Annotated in this window: 19 protein-coding genes; 1 reads left to right on the top strand and 18 read right to left on the bottom strand. The window is 48.2% G+C overall.

Features of this window, described 5'->3' with window-relative positions; translation table 11 throughout:
• Positions 1-30 precede the first annotated feature (30 nt).
• Positions 31-1,980: a monovalent cation:proton antiporter-2 (CPA2) family protein gene (locus HRU42_RS10130; protein WP_295030793.1), complete on the bottom strand. Its 1,950-nt coding sequence runs from the start codon at positions 1,978-1,980 to the stop codon at positions 31-33.
• 183 nt (positions 1,981-2,163) lie between these two features.
• On the opposite strand from HRU42_RS10130, the gene HRU42_RS10125 reads away from it, so the two are divergent.
• Positions 2,164-3,045 (top strand): GGDEF domain-containing protein, encoded by an 882-nt coding sequence (locus HRU42_RS10125; RefSeq protein WP_295030791.1) that lies wholly within the window; start codon positions 2,164-2,166, stop codon positions 3,043-3,045.
• 70 nt (positions 3,046-3,115) lie between these two features.
• On the opposite strand, the gene tilS is transcribed toward HRU42_RS10125, so the two are convergent.
• The 17 genes from tilS to HRU42_RS10040 form a co-directional block, all read right to left on the bottom strand.
• Complete coding sequence (gene tilS / locus HRU42_RS10120; RefSeq protein WP_295030789.1) at positions 3,116-4,525, bottom strand: tRNA lysidine(34) synthetase TilS; 1,410 nt, start codon at positions 4,523-4,525, stop codon at positions 3,116-3,118.
• 1 nt (position 4,526) lies between these two features.
• Complete coding sequence (gene dnaE, locus HRU42_RS10115) at positions 4,527-8,000, bottom strand: DNA polymerase III subunit alpha (protein ID WP_295030787.1); 3,474 nt, start codon at positions 7,998-8,000, stop codon at positions 4,527-4,529.
• A gap of 119 nt (positions 8,001-8,119) precedes the next feature.
• Positions 8,120-8,776: a ribonuclease HII gene (gene rnhB / locus HRU42_RS10110; protein ID WP_295030786.1), complete on the bottom strand. Its 657-nt coding sequence runs from the start codon at positions 8,774-8,776 to the stop codon at positions 8,120-8,122.
• Between the two features lie 42 nt (positions 8,777-8,818).
• Entirely contained in the window at positions 8,819-9,964 is a 1,146-nt protein-coding gene (gene lpxB / locus HRU42_RS10105) for a lipid-A-disaccharide synthase (protein WP_295030785.1), read from the bottom strand.
• A gap of 74 nt (positions 9,965-10,038) precedes the next feature.
• On the bottom strand, positions 10,039-10,806 hold the full coding sequence (gene lpxA, locus HRU42_RS10100) for an acyl-ACP--UDP-N-acetylglucosamine O-acyltransferase (protein ID WP_295030783.1): 768 nt from the start codon (positions 10,804-10,806) through the stop codon (positions 10,039-10,041).
• Entirely contained in the window at positions 10,803-11,261 is a 459-nt protein-coding gene (gene fabZ, locus HRU42_RS10095) for a 3-hydroxyacyl-ACP dehydratase FabZ (protein WP_295030781.1), read from the bottom strand. The genes lpxA and fabZ overlap by 4 nt, the downstream gene beginning before the upstream one ends.
• 28 nt (positions 11,262-11,289) lie before the next feature.
• The gene (gene lpxD / locus HRU42_RS10090; RefSeq protein WP_295030779.1) at positions 11,290-12,315 is read right to left on the bottom strand and encodes a UDP-3-O-(3-hydroxymyristoyl)glucosamine N-acyltransferase; all 1,026 of its coding nucleotides are present in this window, start codon (positions 12,313-12,315) and stop codon (positions 11,290-11,292) included.
• A gap of 19 nt (positions 12,316-12,334) precedes the next feature.
• Entirely contained in the window at positions 12,335-12,829 is a 495-nt protein-coding gene (locus HRU42_RS10085; protein WP_295030849.1) for an OmpH family outer membrane protein, read from the bottom strand.
• Positions 12,830-12,910: 81 nt separating this feature from the next.
• A complete protein-coding gene (gene bamA, locus HRU42_RS10080) occupies positions 12,911-15,394 on the bottom strand; it encodes an outer membrane protein assembly factor BamA (RefSeq protein ID WP_295030777.1) in 2,484 nt (827 codons plus the stop codon).
• Positions 15,395-15,425: 31 nt separating this feature from the next.
• A complete protein-coding gene (gene rseP / locus HRU42_RS10075) occupies positions 15,426-16,793 on the bottom strand; it encodes a sigma E protease regulator RseP (RefSeq protein WP_295030775.1) in 1,368 nt (455 codons plus the stop codon).
• Between the two features lie 18 nt (positions 16,794-16,811).
• Complete coding sequence (gene ispC / locus HRU42_RS10070; RefSeq protein ID WP_295030773.1) at positions 16,812-17,999, bottom strand: 1-deoxy-D-xylulose-5-phosphate reductoisomerase; 1,188 nt, start codon at positions 17,997-17,999, stop codon at positions 16,812-16,814.
• Positions 18,000-18,003: 4 nt separating this feature from the next.
• Positions 18,004-18,861: a phosphatidate cytidylyltransferase gene (locus HRU42_RS10065; RefSeq protein ID WP_295030771.1), complete on the bottom strand. Its 858-nt coding sequence runs from the start codon at positions 18,859-18,861 to the stop codon at positions 18,004-18,006.
• A 20-nt stretch (positions 18,862-18,881) separates the two neighbouring features.
• Positions 18,882-19,676, bottom strand: a complete 795-nt coding sequence (gene uppS / locus HRU42_RS10060) for a polyprenyl diphosphate synthase (RefSeq protein WP_295030770.1) — start codon at positions 19,674-19,676, stop codon at positions 18,882-18,884.
• Between the two features lie 79 nt (positions 19,677-19,755).
• Positions 19,756-20,313, bottom strand: a complete 558-nt coding sequence (gene frr / locus HRU42_RS10055; protein WP_295030769.1) for a ribosome recycling factor — start codon at positions 20,311-20,313, stop codon at positions 19,756-19,758.
• 98 nt (positions 20,314-20,411) lie between these two features.
• Complete coding sequence (gene pyrH, locus HRU42_RS10050) at positions 20,412-21,152, bottom strand: UMP kinase (RefSeq protein WP_295030768.1); 741 nt, start codon at positions 21,150-21,152, stop codon at positions 20,412-20,414.
• Positions 21,153-21,241: 89 nt separating this feature from the next.
• The gene (tsf, locus tag HRU42_RS10045) at positions 21,242-22,090 is read right to left on the bottom strand and encodes a translation elongation factor Ts (RefSeq protein WP_295030766.1); all 849 of its coding nucleotides are present in this window, start codon (positions 22,088-22,090) and stop codon (positions 21,242-21,244) included.
• 116 nt (positions 22,091-22,206) lie between these two features.
• Positions 22,207-22,364 (bottom strand): 30S ribosomal protein S2 (locus HRU42_RS10040; protein WP_295030848.1); only part of this gene is annotated, 158 nt, incomplete at its 5' end.

The raw sequence follows: 22,364 nt of genomic DNA, 5'->3' as shown, positions 1-22,364 counted from the left end.
AGGCACTCATGTTTTCGTATCCTGTTAAATTTAGCCTTGTAATAGAAAAATTTCGGCTTTCTCGATGCGTCTGGGCTTACCCAGAATAATCAAGATATCGCCCGAATGTATGCTCCAATCCAGTGCAGGGCTTTCTACTTCAGCCCCACTGCGCCTCACTGCCCTTAGCTCGACTCTGAGTTTCTCCCAGGGAATATCGGCTAAGGTCAAGCCAACGGCGCTGGCGCCTTTAGGCAAAGCCACAGCATGGAGATGCTCCAGAGTAAAATCAGTCTCTGCGCCGGAGAAGAAGCCATGAAGATACTTGTAATGATTTCGGCGCTCATACTCTAACCGCTTCAATATACGCGTAAGTGGGACTCCGCACTGGTACAAGACCTGGGAGACCAACATTAAGCTGCCTTCTAAGGTTTCTGGGATCACCTGACTGGCCCCGGCTTTTTCGAGCTCTTCCATGCCGGTGTCGTCTCGGGTACGCACTAAAATTTTAGCCTCGGGTGCCAGTTGACGACAAAGCGGTAACACCTCTTCAAGAATACGGCTGTTACTGAAGGTTAATACAATTAACTTAGCCTCGCGGATTTTGGCCTGCTTGAGTATGCTCCGCTTACACACATCGCCGAAATACACAGGCTCACCGGCCTTTCGTGCCTCAGATACTCGGGTGGGGTCAAAATCGAGCACTAAGAAAGGCACAGCTTCTGTCTTCATAAAGCGCGCGATAGTCTGGCCAACCCGGCCATAACCTAATATCAACACCAGATCATTTTGATGCTCTATTTTGGGTTCTATCACTAAGCTTGTCTCTCCCTTAGACTTCACCCCTTGCAGCCTGCGAGCAATATCCGGACTATGACGCACCAGCCAGGGGGCAATGGCCATCGACAATACCGCCACCATCACCAACTTGGTACTGAGCTCGATATCGAGCAGCTCATAATTCACCGCCAGTGCCAGCACCACGAAACTGAACTCACCCACCTGAGCCAGGCTCAAAGCCGTTGATACCGAGATCCTAAAGGACTCTTTCGCCAGCCTGAGTAAGGCAAATACCACTAAGGCTTTGCCGACTATCACGGCGATCAGAATAATTAAAATCTGCCACCAGAACTGCAGTACCAAGGAGAAATCGATCAACATGCCGATAGAAATGAAGAATAACCCCATCAAGAGGTCCCTGAAGGGGCGAATATCCGCCTCTAATTGCCGCTTATATTGGCTTTCTCCTAGCAACATACCCGCCATAAAAGCGCCTAACGCCATAGACAAGCCAAGCCATTGGGTTATGGCGCCTGTCAGTAAGGCCACCACCAGGGTCGATAGCATAAACAGTTCATTAGAGCGGGAACGAGCCACCTCATCGAATAGCCTAGGCAAGCCCCACTTACCAAACGCCATCAGGGCGATAAAGGCGAGCACCCCCTCCACCAGAGCATAGCCTATGCTCTGTAACGATAAAGTCTCACCACCAGAGGCGAGTAAAGGCAGCAAGATGAGCAGAGGCACGACCGCGAGATCTTGAAATAACAGCACGCTGACCGAGAGTTCGCCATGGCGGCGTCTGAGCCAACCTTGCTCATTGAGTAGCTTAAGCACTATGGCGGTCGATGAGAGTGCAATTGCAGAGCCCACCACCAGTGACTCCACCAGGCTGAGGGAACTGAGCAAGGAAATACAGCCTGCCAGCAAGGTGGTCACCACCACTTGCGCACTGCCAAGTCCAAATACCGTTCGCCTCATGGCCCAGAGTCTTGGCAGTGAAAACTCTAAGCCCAGGCTAAACATCAGCAAGACAACGCCCAGCTCAGCCACCGATTGCATCTCATGCTGACTAAACCAATTGAAACCTGAAGGACCACTGATCACCCCAGTGACCAGATAGGCCAAGATTGCAGGTAAGCCTGCCCGCCTGAGTAGAGCTATTGAGATGATTGCGATGACAAGCATCGACAGCACTTGGATGAGAAAACTGTGTTCCATTCTAAATTCGAACTCCGAGTCAAAAAACTGGCATGGGTTTTATATCACTACCACTGAAAGATTAACTGAATGACAAATAAAGACAAATTTAATTAACATTATTTTAGGCACACTTTTTGCTAACAACTGTACAAGCGCGGGGAAATTGACCTCAGCAATAAAGCCATTGATGGAGCACTCGTGATGGACTCAGGACTAGCGACAAACTTTTATTCTGATGAAGCAAGATATCAACCTGAGTTACTTGCCTCTCAGGGCCAAGATCCAGATCTTGTACAGATCATTCAGCAGCTACATGAAAGTTTAGATCCCCGGACAGTTTTTGCCTGTTTCGGCAAGGTAATGGGTCAATACTTGCCTATCCTTGGCATAAAGATGAGATACAGTAAGTACCAGTTCACCTGGGGCTCACACCAAGGGCTTTCCATCGAGCAGCAACTGGTACACCAAGGCAATACGGCGCGTCTCGAATACAGCTTATCCGCTCCCTTGATGCCCTCACAAGCACAACAATTGCAGTTACTGCAAACCTTAGTCATACAGCCGTTATTTAATGCCACTCAATTTCAAGAGATGTCACAACAAGCCATGTATGACTCACTCACTCGACTAGGAAATCGTCATTACTATATCGAGAGTCTTAAGCAGGCCATCGCGACATCGACTCGATACGATAATGCCTTGTCGATTGTGATCTTAGATCTGGATAATTTTAAGACGCTAAATGATGTACATGGACACCAATTTGGCGACACTGTGCTTGCAGACTTTGGTCGCTTGCTCACCAAATCAATCAGAAATACGGATCAGGCATTTCGTGTGGGAGGTGATGAGTTTGTTGTCGTGGTCCGCGGTGATCTGGCTGCTGCCGAGATCTTATGTAGGCGGGTATTACACGCTATGTGCGGATTGCCACGGTTTGATAAGCATCAGGTGCAAACCAGCTTGGGCATCGCACAATGGAAGAGGGATGAAACAGCCTGTTCATTGTATGACAGAGCCGACAAGGCGCTATATCGAGCTAAAGCCGCGGGTCGCAGATGTTATAGAGCCGACTTGAGTTAATTCAATAGGGCTCCTAATATTAAGCCAATAGAGAAACTAGACAGATCTAATGCCCTTGGCACTGGATGTGTTAGATCTTATGTAAGCCGAACACTAGCCCGCGTTCATCCTGTTGACACAAAAAACCGCTTTCTATCCAATAACCCACGGCGCACACCAGTCGCTCGCCGTAGAAAATACAGGGCACTCTTGCTCTTTCCCATGGCGCAATGCCGTACTCCTGCCATAATTTTTTCAGCTCCCTGGCTTTATCTCTATTAGCAGGATGACATCGGGTACTTCCCTTCACCGAAAAGCGAATGCTAACCTGCTGTGAGCCATCGGGTAATCGCACTCTCTCTGAGAAACTGACTTTAGTGATCGACAGCCTGTTACGCTTGGATAGTGAGATACTCACCTGTGCATCTTTATCCAATAAGCTGCTGCTGTCGACCTGGATACACCTCTGCAAGGGTGACTCATTGTTTTCATCTGTTACCGAGCCCAGAAAAGCACGCTGCTGGTAACGTCTGATCAAGAGATCCCCAAGCCTAATCTCGACCTTAGCATCACGCCTTGCCGTCAATAATTGAGATAGAGCTTGAGCTAATTGACTCTGGGATAGTGGCGCAAAACCTGACTCCTCGATAAACCCTCTGAAGAGCAATGACTGCCAGTTAGCGTTCTGCGCCGCGAGCAGACCTAAGTCGAGAGAATATCCCTTTTCTCTGGGTGAGATAAGCGCGGGTAAACGCTCACTCACCTCAGCATCAATAACCGCTTGTTGCTGAGCGCATAACAAGGCGCTACGACTCGCCGTAGTCGCTATGGCCCCCCAACGGGCTTTGAGCCTGGGGATGATGTCTAAGCGTAAAAAGTTTCGGTCATATTTATCATCACTATTACTCTCATCGGTAATGTGAATGAGTCCAAGCGCCTTGGCTTTCGCCTCAATTAACTCACGGCTGATAGATAAAAGCGGTCGAATGAGATGCTTATCGCCATCGAACACTTGCGTGCTGCCCATGGCCGACAACCCCTTGGGACCTAGGCCTCGTTTTAATGCCAACAGCACAGTCTCAAGCTGGTCATCCAGGTGATGTCCTGTCAATAAGAGATCACCGGGCGCCATCAAAGATTTAATCGCATCATAGCGTGCATTTCTCGCCTCGGCCTCTAGGCTCTTACGCGGACCTGTGTCCACCACCACCCGTTCGATACTCATGGGTAAGCCATACACATAGGCCCTAGACTCACAATGGCTGACCCAGGCATCGGCATTATCACTCAGGCCATGATGAACATGAACCAGCAGGTAACGATACTCGTGGTGCTCACGGGCAAACTCAGACAAGCCTAGCGCCAATAACTCGGAATCCACGCCGCCACTGTAAGCGAGGACTAACTTAGCACCAGCAGTGCCTCCAGCTTGGGCGACAAGCTCACCAATCAAATCGCTTGGATTAAATCCACTGACTGCTGAGTCATCCATAAAAGACATATTAAAACAAGATCCTCACCTTGCCGGCTCCGGTCAAGGTTTCCAGCGCCAGCATGAGTTCGTCTGTCGGGTTCACTCGCCAGTCATCACCCAGCTTAAACTGAGCCTTAGTCTGTGGTTGAGCATAATTGACAATTATGGGCACTGCGCCACCTTTCCAGGGTTCAACGGCTTGCTTGAAGCTATCTAGCCAAGTTTCATCGACCGAGTCACTGGTGATATCCACCTCTAAAGCACTGGCAAAATGGTTTCGCGCCTCCCCCATGTCTATGATGCTTCTGGCTGTCATACGGTTGCCACCGGAGAAATCATCGAAACTCACCTCACCTTCGATGATCAAGATGCGATCTTTCTCCAGCAGATGGTTAAACTTCTCGAACGCCTCGGTAAATAGCATCACCTCCAGGCGGCCACTCTTATCATCCAGAGTCACCAGTCCCATCTTGGAGCCTCGCTTGGTCAGCACCACCCGCGTCGCAATGACCAGACCGGCGGCTTTCGCGGTCTTGCCGCGCTCGGTAGGATGCACATCCTTGAGTCGACCCGAGGTGTAATGCTTCAGCTCTTTTAAGTACTGATTGATCGGGTGACCAGTCAGGTAAAGGCCTAAGGTGTCGCGCTCACCTTCGAGCCAGACCTTATCCGGCCAGGGGGTACACTGAACAAAATTCTGCTTATTGTCTTCGGGATCGCTATTGAGCAAACCAAACATATCATGCTGGCCAATCGCTTCGGCCTTGGCATTTTGATCCGCGGCGCGTATGGCCTCGGGTAAGGTAGCCATCATAGCGGCGCGATGAGGCCCAAGGCTATCCAAGGCACCGGCGCAGATGAGTTTTTCCATGATGCGCTTGTTTAACTTTTTAAGATCGACCCGGGCACAGAAATCGAATAGGTCTTTGAATGGACCATCCTTACGCGCTGCCAGTATCGACTCCACGGGTCCATCACCGATCCCCTTGATGGCGCCAATACCATAGACTATGCTGCCCTCGTCATCGACATTGAATTTAAGCAAGCCCTTGTTAACATCTGGTGGCAGCAGAGACTGTTTCATGCGTTCACACTCATCCACCAGGATGACTATCTTGTCGGTATTATCCATATCGGCAGACATTACCGCCGCCATAAACTCGGCCGGATAATGGGTCTTGAGCCAGAGTGTCTGATAAGACACCAGCGCATAGGCGGCAGAGTGAGACTTGTTAAATCCGTAACCGGCAAATTTCTCCACCAGATCGAAAATTTGCATCGACAGATGACCATCGATACCGTTGTTGATGGCACCCTCTTTGAACGTACCACGCTGCTTGGCCATCTCTTCGGGTTTCTTCTTACCCATGGCTCGACGTAGCATATCCGCGCCACCGAGAGAATAACCGGCGAGCACCTGAGCTATCTGCATCACCTGCTCTTGATAGAGAATAATGCCATAGGTAGGTTCGAGTACCCATTTCAGCGAGTCATGTTGATACTCGGCATCTGGGTACGAGACCAGCTCTCGACCGTGCTTACGTTCGATAAAGTTATCGACCATGCCCGATTGCAGCGGACCCGGACGGAACAGGGCCACTAAGGCGATCATATCCTCGAAGCTATCCGGCTGCAGACGCTTGATCAAGTCTTTCATGCCGCGAGATTCCAGCTGGAATACCGCCGTGGTCTCATAACGCTGCAACAGTTTAAAACACTTAGGATCATCGAGGGGGATAGACTCGATTCGCACAGGATCTTTACCCAACTTCTTGCGTTTCGGGTTAATCATCTGCAGTGCCCAGTCGATGATCGTCAAGGTTCTCAGCCCCAGGAAGTCAAACTTGACCAGCCCCGCGGTCTCGACATCATTCTTATCGAATTGGGTAACCGGATTCTTCCCTTCCGAGTCACAGTAGATGGGTGCGAAATCAGTAATTGTGGTCGGGGATATCACCACGCCACCGGCATGCTTACCCGCGTTACGCGTCACACCTTCCAAGATCCGGCACATGTCGATAAGATCTTTGACCTCTTCATCGGCATCGTAAGATTCCTGCAGCGCAGGTTCTACCTCGAATGCCTTTGCCAGCGTCATGCCGGGCTCGGCTGGTACCATCTTAGAGAGACGTTCGACGAAACCATAGGGATGGCCTAATACCCGGCCCACGTCTCGAATAACAGCCTTAGCCGCCATGGTACCGAAGGTGATGATCTGCGAGACCGCATCACGACCATAGAGCTCGGCCACATGATCGATAACCTCATCGCGTCTGTCCATACAGAAATCGATATCGAAATCCGGCATGGAAACACGTTCTGGGTTGAGGAAACGTTCGAACAGTAAGTCATATTCCAGCGGGTCGAGATCGGTAATTTTAAGGGCATAGGCCACTAAGGACCCAGCTCCAGAGCCACGACCCGGACCAATGGGAATATCTTGATCCTTGCCCCACTGAATAAATTCCATCACGATAAGAAAGTAGCCGGGGAAACCCATCTGGTTGATCACCTTGAGTTCAATATCCAGACGTTCATCGTATGCCGGACGCTTCTGAGCCCTGATCTCAGGATCGGCAAATAGAAATTCTAAGCGGTTCTCCAAGCCCTCTTCTGACACCTTAACCAGGAAGTCTTCGATGCTGAGATCACCCGTAGGAAAATTAGGCAGGAAATACTCACCCAGGCGCACAGTGACATTACAGCGCTTGGCTATCTCTACTGTGTTGGCAATGGCCTCGGGGATGTCTTCGAACAGCTCACACATCTCCTCGCTGCTCTTCAAATACTGTTGTTCACTGTATTTTTTCGGTCGACGAGGATCCCCTAAGGTGAAACCGTCTGAGATGGCGACACGGATCTCGTGGGCGTCGAAGAATTCTGGGCTATTAAACACCACCTGGTTGGTGGCCACCACAGGCAAGCCTTTCTCTTGTGCCAGCGCCACAGCCAGATGCAGGTAATTCTCCTCATCGGGTCGGCCGGTACGTAACAGCTCCAGATAATAACGATCGGGGAAATGCGTCTGATAAAACTCAACCAGTGAATCGACTTGAACCTGGTTGCCCTTTATCAGCGCCCTGCCTACATCGCCATGACGTCCACCCGAGAGGAGTAATAACCCCTTGTTATACTTAGCCAACCACTCTTGATCGATAACGGCCCTATCGTTTATGTGTCCTCTCAGATAGGCATCACTGATCAACAAGGTTAAATTCAGATATCCTTCATTATCCATGGCCAGCACAGTCACAGAACACAGCTCTTTATCAAAACCTGGGACTCTGACCCACAGATCGGCACCTATGATGGGCTTGACCCCCGCAGCATGACAGGCACCATAAAATTTAACTAAACCACACAGGTTAGTCTGATCGGTTAACGCGATAGCCGGCATGCCAAGCTCACACACCTTAGCTAAAATAGGCTTCACTTTGGCCAGGCCATCGGACATGGAATAATCGCTGTGGACGCGCAGATGCACAAAACTGGGATCAGACATATTTTTGAGTACTTAAATTAATAAAAATGAGTAAAAAAGGGACGGCGAGAACCTGATGAAGATTAACAGAGTCAGCCAGAGCAAGCCAGAAGGGTCAATTAAAGGAACAAAATGTATGCCTAGCTTCTGGCTTCAAGATCCTTGGCTAATCTTTCTCTTACCGGGCGAAAGCTCTTCCTATGTTCAACCAGCACACCATGTTGCTCTAGGGCATGAAAATGAGCCTTGGTCGGATAGCCTTTATGTTTAGCGAAACCATATTGAGGATGCGCCATATCGAGCAGTTCCATCTCTCGGTCACGGATAACCTTAGCTATGATTGAAGCTGCGCTGATGCCGGCAATCAAGCCATCGCCCTTCACTATGGCATGAGCCTCGAGGGCAAGTTCTGTGTTGTCGCCATGATGAAAAATAGGCGTCCGATTTCCATCGACTAACACTTTCACCGGTTTAATCTCTAACCCGGCAACGGCCCTCTGCATGGCTAACATGGTGGCATGTAAAATATTGAGCTCATCTATCTCTTCAGGCGTGGCATGACCGACGCTGATGGACAGGGCTTTTTCATGGATCTCGGTGAACAGGGCCTCACGTTTCTTCTCGGTCAGCTTCTTAGAATCATTGAGCCCAAGAATTGGATTTTTGGGATCCAAAATTACCGCCGCCGTGACCACGTTGCCAACCAAGGGGCCGCGGCCGACTTCGTCGACGCCGGCGTATAACCCCACACTCAAGCTGTCTACCTGCTGGGGAGTAATGCCTTTAAATATTGCCATGCCTAATACCTGTTAACTGAGGGCTAAAACTGAAAATGTACACTAGTGAGAGATGAGCTTAACTACGGCCTCGGCGGCACGAGCACTGGCGTTACATCTCAACTGACTATGGAGTTCGGCAAACTTACTCTCGAGTGCGGTGAAGTCACCGTCGAGCTGCATAGAGACTGCCGTTGCAATCTTCTCTGGTGTGCAGTCCTCCTGAATGAGTTCGGTCACCAAATTCTCCCCCGCGAGTAGATTGGGCAGAGAATACTTGTCAATCAGCATCAAGGACTTGGCGATGCGATACGTGATTGGGCTAACGCGATAGGCGACGACCATGGGCCGCTTGACTAGCATAGCCTCCAGAGTCGCGGTGCCCGAAGCCAACAAGATGCAATCACTGGCGGCCATCACCTCTCTCGAGTGACCTTCTATGATATTAATTTCAAGATCTGGGGCATACGTTTTGAGGGCGGCTTCTAACTGAGCACGGCGCTGAGCATTCACCACCGGCGTCACGAAACGAATATCTGGATATTGCTGCTTGATTAGCATAGCCGCACGCACGAAAGGCTCGGCTAGCAGCTTAAGTTCACCGCCACGTGAACCGGGTAACACAGCGAGATACTCGGCGTGAAGCGCTAAACCCAAGGCCCTACGTGCCTCCAGCTTATCACTGATAAGCGGAATATCATCCGCCAAGGTATGACCCACAAATGTACATGGCACTTTATGTTCATCGTAAAACGCTTTTTCAAAAGGCAGCAATGACAACACCATATCTGTCGCCTTAGCAATTTTGAAAATGCGTTTCGGTCGCCAAGCCCATACCGAAGGACTGACATAATGCACCGTCTTGATCCCCCGCTGTTTAAGCTTGAGCTCGAGGCCAATATTGAAGTCCGGCGCATCGATACCGATAAAACAATCGGGCTTAATGGCGCTAATCTCCGCGATCAAGGTCTTACGCACCTTCAATAATCGGGGCAGACGAGACAAGACCTCCACTATGCCCATCACGGCAAGCTCTTCATAAGAAAACAGAGATTCAAAACCTAAGGCTTCCATACGGGGGCCGCCAATACCGATAAATCGGGCATTGGGATAGCATTCGTGCAGCGCCTCGATTAAGCCTGCGCCTAAAATATCACCGGAGATCTCTCCGGCAACCATAGCAAATATCATCTGTCTGTTTTCGCTCATAGGATACGAGTCTTAAAATAGTAACCAAGGGAGAATAGAGAGCCTGTCTTAGCACAGGCTCAGGTAAGGATAATCTAGCGGATGATGCCACGATTGGAATTAGAGATAAAATCAATCATAAACGTAACTTGCTCATCATCTGACTCTGCTGATAATTCAGCGATAGCCTCATCGATTGTTAAGCCTTTACGGTAGAGTGTCTTATAGGCCCGTCTAACCGCTATCTGACTCTCTTTGGAGAAACCGCGGCGCTTCATGCCTTCGCTGTTCAATCCACGCGGAATACCAGGTTGCCCCGATGCCATCACGAAAGGTGGCACGTCTTGCAAGATCAATGAATAACCGGCGGTAAACGCATGGGCACCAATATGCACAAACTGATGCACACCTGTGAGTCCACCTAAAATGGCCCAATCTCCTACATGCACATGACCGGCTATAGAAGCATTGTTAGACATGATCACATTATCACCCACCACACAATCATGGGCGATATGTACATAAGCCATAAACAAGTTATTTGACCCTATGCGAGTTTCACCCTGATCTTGAGTGGTTCCCCTATGAATGGTCACAGATTCACGCACGATATTATTATCGCCCATGATGAGTCGCGTCGCTTCACCCGCATACTTCTTGTCTTGGCAATCTTCACCGACGGAGGCGAATTGAAAGATCTTATTGCCTTTGCCGATAACCGTTGGGCCTTTGACAACAACATGAGAGCTTAGCCAACAATCGTCACCAATCTCCACATCGGCGCCAATATAGGTCCAAGGACCTATGGTCACATTGTTACCAATTTTGGCATCGGGATGAATATACGCTAATTTATCGATCACTTTTTAATCTCTCTACGAGCACACATGATTTGTGCCGAGCATACTAGCTCACCATCAACTCGGACTTCACCGGTGAACACTCCAATCCCGCGGCGCTCTTTAATTAACTTAACCACAAAGTGTAGTTGGTCACCAGGCTCAACCACACGCTTAAAACGCGCCTTATCTATGCCGGCGAAGTAATAGAGAGACTCCTCTGCCGCAGCTTGCATAGATTTATAAGCCAACAAGCCAGTTGCTTGGGCCATGGCTTCTAGAATTAGCACACCTGGCATCACAGGTTGAACCGGGAAGTGTCCCTGAAAGAAAGGTTCATTGATTGTGACGTTCTTTATCGCGTGCAGAGACTCACCCGGAGTGTAATCCAAGACCCGATCGATCAATAAAAAAGGATATCTATGGGGAAGAGAATTCATGATCTCTTTGATATCCATCGTATTTAATTCATTTGACACACATTTTCCTTAGGCTGCCGCTCGGCAGTTAATTTCCTGTTTGATTCGATTTTTCAAGCTTTTTAACGCGTTGAAAAAGATCATCTAACTGTCTAAATCTTACCGTGTTCCTGCGCCATAACTTGTTATCCATGGCGACAGTTGTGGATGTATACACCCCAGGTTTACGAATAATACTGGTGACATTGGTGCCACCTGAGATATGCGTGCCATCGGCGATACTGATATGGCCAGCAACGGCACTGTTACCCCCTATGATGCAGTATTTACCAATCTGTGTGCTACCCGCAATCGTCGAGTTACCGGCAATGGCGGTGTTTTCACCTATGATATCGTTATGGGCTATCTGTACCTGATTATCCAGTATCACACCATCATGTATCTGGGTATGCTCGATAGCACCGCGATCCACCGTAGTGCTGGCACCGATCTCGACGCGATTGCCGATACGAACGCCACCGGTTTGAGGGATCTTGACCCATGCCCCACGCTCATTGGCGTAACCGAAGCCGTCCGAGCCAATCACAGCAGCCGAATGTATGATGCAGTCTTGCCCCAGATGTACATCATGATACAGGGTGACATTCGCCCACAGACGAGTACCTGAACCTAAGATGCAATCCTGGCCAATAACACAACCAGGGCCGACTTGAACGTTTTCAGAAAGGATAACGTTTTCACCAATCACCGCATTAGCGCCAATTGCAACACCTTCGGCTAACTTAACCGAAGGATGGATCACCGCAGAATCATGTATGCCAATGGCTGATTTTGGGGTGGTATCCAGCAGTTGAGCAACACGAGCGAAGCCTACATAAGGATCGTTTAATACCAGAGCATTACCGGTAAAACCTTCGACATCTTGAGCCGAAATGAGCACAGCGCTCGCCTGAGTGTTCTGCAGCTGAGCGCGATATTTAGCATTAGCTAAAAAAGAGAGCTGACCTTGAGTCGCATGCTCCAGGGTCGCGACACTGGATATCTCCAATGCCTCATCACCTCGAATCTCTGCGCCTAATATACTAGCCAGCTCTTTTAGGGTGTAGCTTTTCATTGATGGTTAGCCTTTACCATTAACCTTTACTGAGTGCTTCAACAACTTTATTGCTGATATCTGATGTTGGTTTAACATAGATCACCGCACCGCGCTGTAGCACCATGTCATAGCTTTCTTTCTCTGCGATAGCATTGATTGCCTGCTGAACTTTAACCAGTAACTTGTTCTGCTCTTCACCCTGACGACGACGCATATCTTCGTCCAGTGCCTTGCCCTTAAGTTGCAGTTCAGATTTCATCGACTCCATCTTGCGTACCATGTCAGTTTTCTGAGACTCGCTCATCAAAGCGCCATCTCTTTGTTGCTTCTCGAGCATGCCACGCAGCTCTTCTTGCATATTCTGCACGGCGGCGACACGATCACCAAATTCAGCCTTGAGTGTCTTACTCACCTGCTCGCGCTGAGGTAACTGCTCGAAAACGGCCTGCATATCGACCACAGCAATCTTCTCTGCCTGCGCCAGAGTCGGTGCACTAAGAAGAACCAATACCATCATCGCGCGATTAAATATCTTTTTCACAATAAACTCCTTTTTCAGCAAAACTTGCCGATTATTCTGTATGTAAACTATTTCATTTTTCAACGTATTAGTTTAGAAAGTTTTACCAATGTTGAACGAGAAGATTTCAGTTTCATCATCTTCGTATTCTTTAACAGGCCACGCCAAGCTGAACACCATAGGTCCCATTGGAGATAGCCACTGCACACTCATGCCCGCCGAAGCGCGAATTCTACCTGAATCAGAATAATCTGAAAGTTTATCAAATTCATGAACCGGAAGGTATCGATATGAATCATAATCAAACTCGGTATCCCACACGTTACCCGCATCGAAGAAGAAACTGGTACGCACCGAGTTAGAGTAGGCCTCATCCAAGAAGGGGGTCGGCACAATCACTTCAAAACTGGCAGTTGCAATCGCATTACCACCGATAGAGTTACCATCACTCACCTGGATCTTGTTTGGATCACCCGGTAGATAACACCCATCTCCCGAAACATCCGGAGAACAAGCTTCTAGATCACGACTCAAATAGAATGAACGTGGACCAACCGAGTTAGATTTAAAACCACGCAGCGAGGTGCTACCACCTGAATAGTAGTTTTCCCAGAAAGGTAAGATTTGGTCGTTATCGTTGAATTTCCCATAACCATTACCATAGCCGACACGTGCTTTGGCTAATAATACCCACTTATGACTGCGACTGAGTGGGAAATAGAAACTGGTATCGAAATCTGCCTTAAAATACTGCAGATCAGAACCTGGTATTGTCATCTTAGTACTCAAACGCTGAGATGAACCGGCCGACGGGAAGGTACCTCGGTTCAAGTTACTGCGAGACCAACCTAGATTAGCTTCGAAGTTATTGAAAGCCAGATCGGCATTAGGATCTGCGTCATCGCGGTAGATGTTGTAGAACCTGAGCGCCTGCTCATAAGCCGAAATTTCAGAGATGGTGTTATGGCGGTAGCCTATGCCACCATTAATACGGTTATATTCATTGATCGGAAATCCCGAGTTGAGTGCGATACCATAAGAGCTGTTCTTGTATCGCTCAAGGTTAGCCTCGTGGGCATCGAACTCATTCCAATAGATGCTGCCGCCTAAGCTGACACCATCTTTAGTAAAGTAAGGATCGGTGAAAGACAAGTTCACATTCTTAGAGTACTTGTTGGTATTGAGGTTCACACCAGCCTGGTTACCCGTGCCTAAGAAGTTACTCTGCTGCACACCAAACTGTAGGCTCATGCCTGACTCGGTACCATAACCCACACCGGCATTGAATGAACCCGAAGGCTGCTCTTTCACACTGAAATCAATGTCGACCAGATCGTCAGTACCGGGCACCTGTACCGTTTGGGTATCTACAGTCTCAAAATAGCCAAGGCGGTTAAGGTTAGACTTAGACAGCTCAACTTTCGCCGAGTTTAACCAGGCGCCTTCCATCTGACGTAATTGACGTCGTAAGACTTCGTCTTTAGTCACCTGATTACCGGAAAAATTAATGCTACGTACATAGACACGTTTACCCGGATTAATATTGACATTGAGGCTCACCTCTTTTGTCTCATCATTAATTTCAGGGTAGGTCTTAACTTCTGGGTAGGCGTAACCGAAACGACCTAGATACTTGCCGTACATTTCTTCGGCAAAGGTCACGTCGGCACCATTATACGTGTCGCCAACCTTGATAGGCAGAATGGCCTTCATCACCTTCTCGCGTCCCATCAGATCGCCGGTAAGGTTAACTTCGGTCACTGTGTACTGTTCACCCTCATCGACATTGATGGTGATATACAAACCTTTGCGATCTGGGGTCATGGCAACCTGAGTCGAGGTCACATCGAAACGAATATAGCCGCGGTTATGATAGAAGCTCTTGACGGTCTCAAGATCGGCTTGAAGCTTCTGCTTCTGATAACGGCGCTCACCGAACAAGTCCCACCAGGCGACATAATCTTTAAGTTCCAGCATGCCAATCAACTCGGCATCGGTGAAAACTTCGTTACCGACTATATTGATCTGTTTGATTTCGGCGGCCAAACCTTCGGTAAAGTTAAATTGCAATTCGACGCGATTACGCGGCAAATTAACCACTTCGGCTTCCACTTTAGCGCCGTATTTACCGACACCATAATAGAAATCTTGTAGGCTCTTTTCGATACCGGCCAGCATGGTTCTGTCAAGCGACTCACCCACCTTGACGCCTGAACCGTCTAAGCTCTCTTGCAGCTGCTCATCCTTGATGTCCTTGTTACCTTCGAAAGTAACCGAACTTATGGTCGGGCGCTCCTTGACGGTGACAATCAGCACGCCGCCATCTCGACTGACTTCGATATGTTCGAAGTTTGTCGAGGCATATAAGCTTTTAATCGCTTGTTGAAGTTTAAGTTCATCGACAGTATCCCCCACCTTGACTGGAATGGTCAGTAAGGCAGCACCAAGCGCTACGCGTTGTAGTCCTTGAACCTGAATATCTGTGACTTCAAATGGCTGGAATGTTTCTGCCCAACCGTTCCCTGATAAAGACGCACCGACGAATACCATCGAGGCAAAAAGTTTATTCAATCTCATAAAGTACTTCTAATTATATGTGTGTCCTTGCTCAGAGTCGGGAGAAATCGTTGAAAAGCGCGACGCTCATCAACATCAGCAGCATGACTGCCCCAAATCTGAATCCAATTTCCTGTACCTTCTCAGGCACAGGCCTCCCTGTGATCACTTCTATGAAGTAATACATCAAGTGTCCCCCATCTAGCACTGGCAAAGGCAGTAAATTGATAATACCTAAGTTAACGCTAATTAATGCGAGGAAACCTAAAAAGTAAACCAAGCCATAACTCGCACTGCTGCCTGCACCTTGTGCTATGGATATGGGTCCACTTAAATTTTTAACAGACAAATCGCCTGTGATCAGCTTGCCAATCATCTTAAAGCTGACAGAAATAAGTTGCCACGTTTTATCTGCTGCCACGCCAAATGAATCGATGAAACCGTACTCAAGCTGTAACTGCATATTTTCCGGCCAATCGGCCTGTGTCGGCGCAACACCGATAACACCTTCGATTTGACCTTGTGGCCCCTTACGCTCACTAGGGACCACTTTTAGCTTAAATTGCTCACCGGCACGTCTGACTGTAATAAACACAGTTTGATTAGCCGATGCTTTTATCTTACTGACAAAATCGTCCCATTCACCGTAGGGGATACCATCGACGGCAACTAGGGTATCTCCGACCTCAATGCCAGCTGCAGCCGCGGCGCCATCGGGACTCACTAATCCTAAGACAGGGGTTATTTCAGGTCTATAGAAATTGAGTCCTAATGAAGCGATTGGCGACTCTTTATCCGGATCGAACTGCCAAAACTCTGTGTTTAATCTATATTTAGTGCCTAGGCTCTCATCGGTACTGAATTTCAAAGGCGTTAAGGTGATATCGATATGTGGCTCACCAATCTCACTCACCAAGGCATAGGTCACCTCTTCCCAATTGTGAACCCGTTTACCTTCGACCGAAGTTATCAGCATAGGCTCATGAATTTGAATCTGCGCCGCTGGGCTATCCAGACGCGTAGCATCGATGACAGGCTTGAGTGCCGGTACGCCAATGAGATACATAAAATAGAGTGCAACAATGGCAAACATGAAGTTAGCCATGGGTCCTGCAGCCACAATCGCGATACGCTGCCACACTGTTTTTCGGTTAAACGCTTGATCTTTTAGTTCTTCCGGGACGTCATCCACACGCTCATCGAGCATCTTGACATAACCACCAAGGGGGATCATGGCTAAGACATATTCGGTGCCATCCTTACCGACTCTGCGCCATATCGCCTTACCGAAGCCGATAGAAAAACGCTCTACTTTTACCCCACAACGTCTGGCGACCCAAAAGTGACCATATTCATGTACAGTAATTAAGATGCCTAATGCAATAACGAAGGAACCTAGGTTCCATAAAAAATCGATCATTCCCTTCCTTTAAGCGAGTTAAACTTTCGCTACCAACTCTAAAGCATATCTACGTGTTTGGGTATCTAAGGCTACAATATCATCTAAACTTTTTAACAAGCTCGTCGACACCTTACTTAAACACGCCTCGGTAATTTTAGCTATATCAGTAAACGTTAATTTATTTTCCAAAAAAGCAGCAACCGATATTTCATTGGCTGCATTTAACACTGTCGTCGCTTCCTGACCTTGCTTACATGCCTCTATGGCAAGAGAAAGACAGGGGAATCGTTCATAATCCGGTTCAAGAAAGCTTAACTGTCCGACTTTGAAAAAGTCCAAAGGTTCAACTCCGGAGCTAATTCTTTGGGGATAAGACATACAATGAGCTATGGGTGTACGCATATCTGGGTTGCCCAACTGAGCTAAAACCGAGCCATCCCGATACTGAACCATTGAGTGGATCACGCTCTGAGGATGAATCACCACCTTGAGTTGCTCGGCAGTGGCATTAAACAACCAACGCGCCTCAATATATTCGAGACCCTTGTTCATCATGCTGGCCGAATCGACGGATATCTTTCGCCCCATGGACCAATTGGGATGTTTACACGCCTGGGCCGGTGTCATGGCGCTCAGGGAGTCCAGAGGAGAAGTAAGGAAAGGGCCACCAGAGCCGGTCAATAAAATATGCGATATTCCCCCACCTTCTAGATCACAATAACCAATATTGCGCTGAATCGACTCGGGTAAGGCTTGAAAAATCGCATTATGCTCACTGTCTACCGGCAGCACTTGCGCGCCAGAGGCCTGCATCGCTTCGATAAACAGCCTGCCAGACATCACCAGCGACTCTTTGTTAGCCAGTAGCACTCGTTTACCCGCTTTCACGGCGGCTAGAGTCGGCAGCAGGCCCGCGGCGCCAACAATCGCAGCCATGACGGTATCGACACAAGGTGCGCTGACAAGATCATCGAGTTCAGTCGCCCCCGTAGTCACTTCTACACTTGAGTCTGCAGGTAAACGCTGGCGTAAGAGCCTAGCGGCATCGCCATCTACCATATGAGCAATCGATGGCTGGTGCGCTATGCACAGGGCTAACATCTTATCCACATTGGTATTCGCCACCAAGGCATATATGCAATATGCCTCAGGGTTGTTGCCAATGACACTTAAGGTGCTAGCGCCTATCGATCCAGTTGCGCCAAGTATGACCATTTTTTGCATTGAGTTACATCCAAAATGCGATATAAAGAAGAGTAAATATCGGTAACGCAGCCGTCAGACTGTCTATTCGGTCGAGTATGCCACCATGCCCAGGCAAGAGGGTACCCGAATCTTTGATGTCAGCCACCCGCTTAAACATACTCTCAGACAAGTCTCCCACCGCCGAGACTAGGGCGATAAATAAGGTCACTGCAATGACCAAGCCTAGCTCCTGCTCTGGTGAAACCAGCATCACGCCTACCACAATAACCATGCTGGTAATCAAACCGCCAACCAGTCCTTCGATAGTCTTGGCCGGGCTCACGTTAGGCATCAATTTAGTACGCCCAAGGGCTTTGCCCGCAAAATAGGCTCCGCTATCGGTCGCCCACACCACCAGCATAACCAGGAAGACTAAGATCCCACCGTAATAAGGGTCGGCCTCAGAACTTAGCCCCTTGAGCGCAATCAAGGCTGCAAAACAAGGAATAAGGGTCAGCTGTCCAAACATAGACTTAAACATATGGCTCTTTTGCCACAGCGCCGAGCTCTTAGGAAAAGACAGCACCAATAACAGTGAGATAGCCCACCACAAGGCGCCAATCAAGATGATAGCCAGATAGACCGGATGCAGATGACCTTTAAACCAAAGTTCATCGCTAGGAACAAACAGGTTGAGTGCGATTAATAGCGCACCTATGGTGATGGTAAAGCTCCACTGGGTTATTTGACAGCGTTTATCGATGATCTGTCCCCACTCCTTGGCAGCAATCAAAAATACCGGCACTAATACCCAGGCAAAGAATGCTGTCGGGAGGAAAAAAACCGCTCCCAAAACCAAGGGAATTAACCAAGCTGCTGTTATTATTCGTTGTTTTAGCAAAAAAAAACCCTCAAAAAAAATTATAACTCGGACTGCATCGTCTCTATTTGGCAACCCGTCAGACCGAATCTTCGTTGACGAGATGCAAAAGTTGCAACTGCCTGTTTAAACGCATTTTCATCAAAATCAGGCCATAGCGTGTCAGTAAAAACCAACTCGGCATAGGCTGCCTGCCATAATATGAAATTACTGATACGATAGTCCCCACCCGTGCGTATCATTAAATCAACTTCGGCTTGGTTTTGCATGCATAAATGCTGACTTAGGGCCTCTTCGGTGAACTGACTGCTGTTAATTTCACCGGACTCGACTTTTTTAGCCAGTGCCTGTGCCGCCTGCATGATGTCCCAACGACCGCCATAGTTAGCCGCCACATTGAGTATCAGCTCGGTATTGCCAGCAGTTTTTGCTTCTGCAGCGGCAATTTGTTTCTGTAAACGTTCAGAAAAGCGACTGATGTCGCCGATAATATTGAGCCTGACCCCGTTTTTATGCAGCAGCTTTATTTCTCGTTGCAGTACAGTAAAGAAGAGTTCCATCAAGAGGGAAACTTCTTTATCGGGGCGGCGCCAGTTTTCACTGGAAAATGCAAATAAGGTTAACGAGCCGATCCCCATCTCTCTGGCGGTACTGACTGCTCGTCTGACGGTTTTTACACCCGCCTTGTGCCCCATTACCCTGGGTTTCCCCTGCGCCTGTGCCCAACGTCCGTTACCATCCATGATGATGGCGACGTGTTTAGGCTTGGACTGTTTAACAAGTTCTGCTATTTCCTCGGGAGAGAACTCAGAACCCGACTGGGAATCGATTGACATCTATTACAACCCTTAAAAAAGCAAACGCCGTGTAGTATACCGCTACACGGCGTCTGAACTCTAGTTTCTTAGCCCTAGATTAGACTGCCATCAACTCTGTTTCTTTTGCAGACAAAAGATCATCAATCTGCTTAATATGAGCATTAGTGAATTTTTGAATCTCATCTTCGGTGCGGTGTACGTCATCTTCGGTACACTCTTTCTCTTTCTCTAACGCTTTCACATCAGAGTTAGCATCACGACGCACGTTACGTACCGAAATCCGGCTATTTTCGGCTTCGGCGCGAACAACCTTAATAAGGTCTTTACGACGCTCTTCTGTCAATGCAGGCAATGGAATGCGTATAACTGCGCCGGCTGACATAGGGTTCAGACCAAGATCTGAGCTCATGATCGCTTTCTCTACCGCTTTGATCATAGACGCATCGAACACAGAAACTGCCAGAGTACGTGAATCTTCGATGGTAACGTTACCCACTTGCTTAAGGGGGGTCATTGAACCGTAATAAGAGACCTTAATCGAATCTAAAAGGCTAGGATGAGCACGACCCGTACGGACCTTAGCCATCTGAGTCTTAGTGGCTTCTATACATTTAGCCATACGTGTTTGAGCATCTGCTTTAATTTCGTTTATCACGTTAAATATCCTTTAAATGAGTCACTAAATTATTAGTCATAGAACTAGCCAGTCACACTAAGTCGATAACTTTTTGCTGACTGGACATTACAATAATTTTAGTTCTTTGTTGTCATTGATTTGATCATGGTACCTTCGCGCTCACCCATAATGACTCGACGTAGGGCACCAGGCTTATTCATGTTAAATACCAATATAGGCATGTTGTGATCTCTCGCCATGGTAAATGCGGCAAGATCCATCACTTTTAATTCTTTCTCCAGAATTTCATCGTAACCCATTTCATCATACATTACTGCATCAGGGTTCTTCACTGGATCATCTGAGTAGACGCCATCTACCTTAGTGCCCTTGATCACGACTTCGGCTTCGATTTCGATACCGCGCAGGCAAGCTGCTGAGTCGGTGGTGCAGAAAGGGTTGCCCGTACCGGCAGCAAAAATGACCACTCGACCGGACTTTAGCAAACTGATGGCTTCGGCCCAATTATAATCATCACACACACCCTTGAGCGGGATAGCAGACATCAAACGAGCATTGACATAAGCACGATGTAGGGCATCACGCATCGCCAAGCCATTCATGACTGTGGCTAGCATGCCCATATGGTCGCCAACGACGCGGTTCATGCCCGCTTGTGCAAGCCCTTCACCACGGAATAAGTTACCGCCACCAATAACGACGCCTACCTGAAGGCCGAGCTCAACCAGTTCTTTAATCTCTTGAGCCATACGGTCCAAGACTTTAGGGTCTATGCCAAAGCCTTCATCGCCCATTAAAGCTTCACCACTGAGTTTGAGAAGAATACGTCGAAATGCAGGTTTAGGATTCGTGCTCATTTTTATAGTCCCGATTGATGCCGATAGGTAAAATAATACAATAAGACCGCAGCAAGTGCCGCGGTCTTAGGAGTGCTTACAACAGGAGATTAAGCCTTAGTAGCGGCTATGGTAGCAGCAACTTCAGCAGCAAAATCTTCTTCTTTCTTCGCGATACCTTCGCCAACTTCTAAACGAATGAAGCCTGATACAGTAGCGCCTTTCTCTTTAAGAATTGCACCAACAGTTTTCTTAGGTTCCATGATGTAAGCTTGACCAGTAAGAGAGATCTCACCGGTGAACTTCTTCATTCTACCAAAAACCATTTTCTCTGCAATCTCTGCAGGCTTGCCTTCGTTCATCGCGATTTCGATCTGCAGTGCTTTTTCTTTTGCAACTAGATCCGCTGGAACATCTTCAGGGTTAACGAATTCAGGCTTGGAAGCCGCAACGTGCATTGCTACGTGCTTTAGCGTTTCTTCGTCAGCTTCACCGGCTACAACAACACCGATACGCTCACCGTGACGGTAAGTAGCAAGGGTTGCACCATCGATGTACTCAACGCGACGAACGTTGATGTTTTCACCGATTTTAGTCACTAGTGAAACACGAGTGTCTTCGAACTGAGCTTTCAACTCTTCGATAGTGACTTTAGATGCAGCAGCAACGTCTAATACCGAATTAGCGAATGCTAGGAAGCTGGCGTCTTTTGCCACGAAGTCTGTTTGACAGTTAACTTCTAAAAGCGCAGCGAAACCTTCGCCATTCTTAATAAGGATAGTACCTTCAGCAGCTATGTTACCCGCTTTTTTAGCAGCCTTTGCAGCACCGCTCTTACGCATGTTATCAATCGCTAGTTCGATGTCACCATCGGTTTCAACCAACGCTTTCTTACAATCCATCATGCCTGCGCCAGTGCGCTGACGAAGTTCTTTAACTTGGGCAGCAGTAATTGCCATTGTTAAATCCTCTATAGATAAGTCTACAAATTCACTAGATATAAAACAGGGGCCTTAAGGCCCCTGTTCACCAATCATGTATCTTGGTTAATAAGGGATGAAAATCATCGACCCTATTATTCGGCTTCTACGAAACCGTCTTGCTCCGCTTGAACAGCAAGATCTTGACCACGGCCAGCTTTAGCGGCAGAAGCAACAGACTCAGTGTACAAACGAATAGAACGCATAGCGTCATCATTACCAGGAATGATGTAGTTGATGCCGTCTGGTGAAG

Origin of the sequence: Shewanella sp. (assembly GCF_013214165.1) — a bacterium.
Classification (GTDB): Bacteria; Pseudomonadota; Gammaproteobacteria; order Enterobacterales; family Shewanellaceae; genus Shewanella.
Note: the sequence above shows the minus strand (reverse complement) of the source record. Positions and strands in the feature narration are given on the sequence as shown.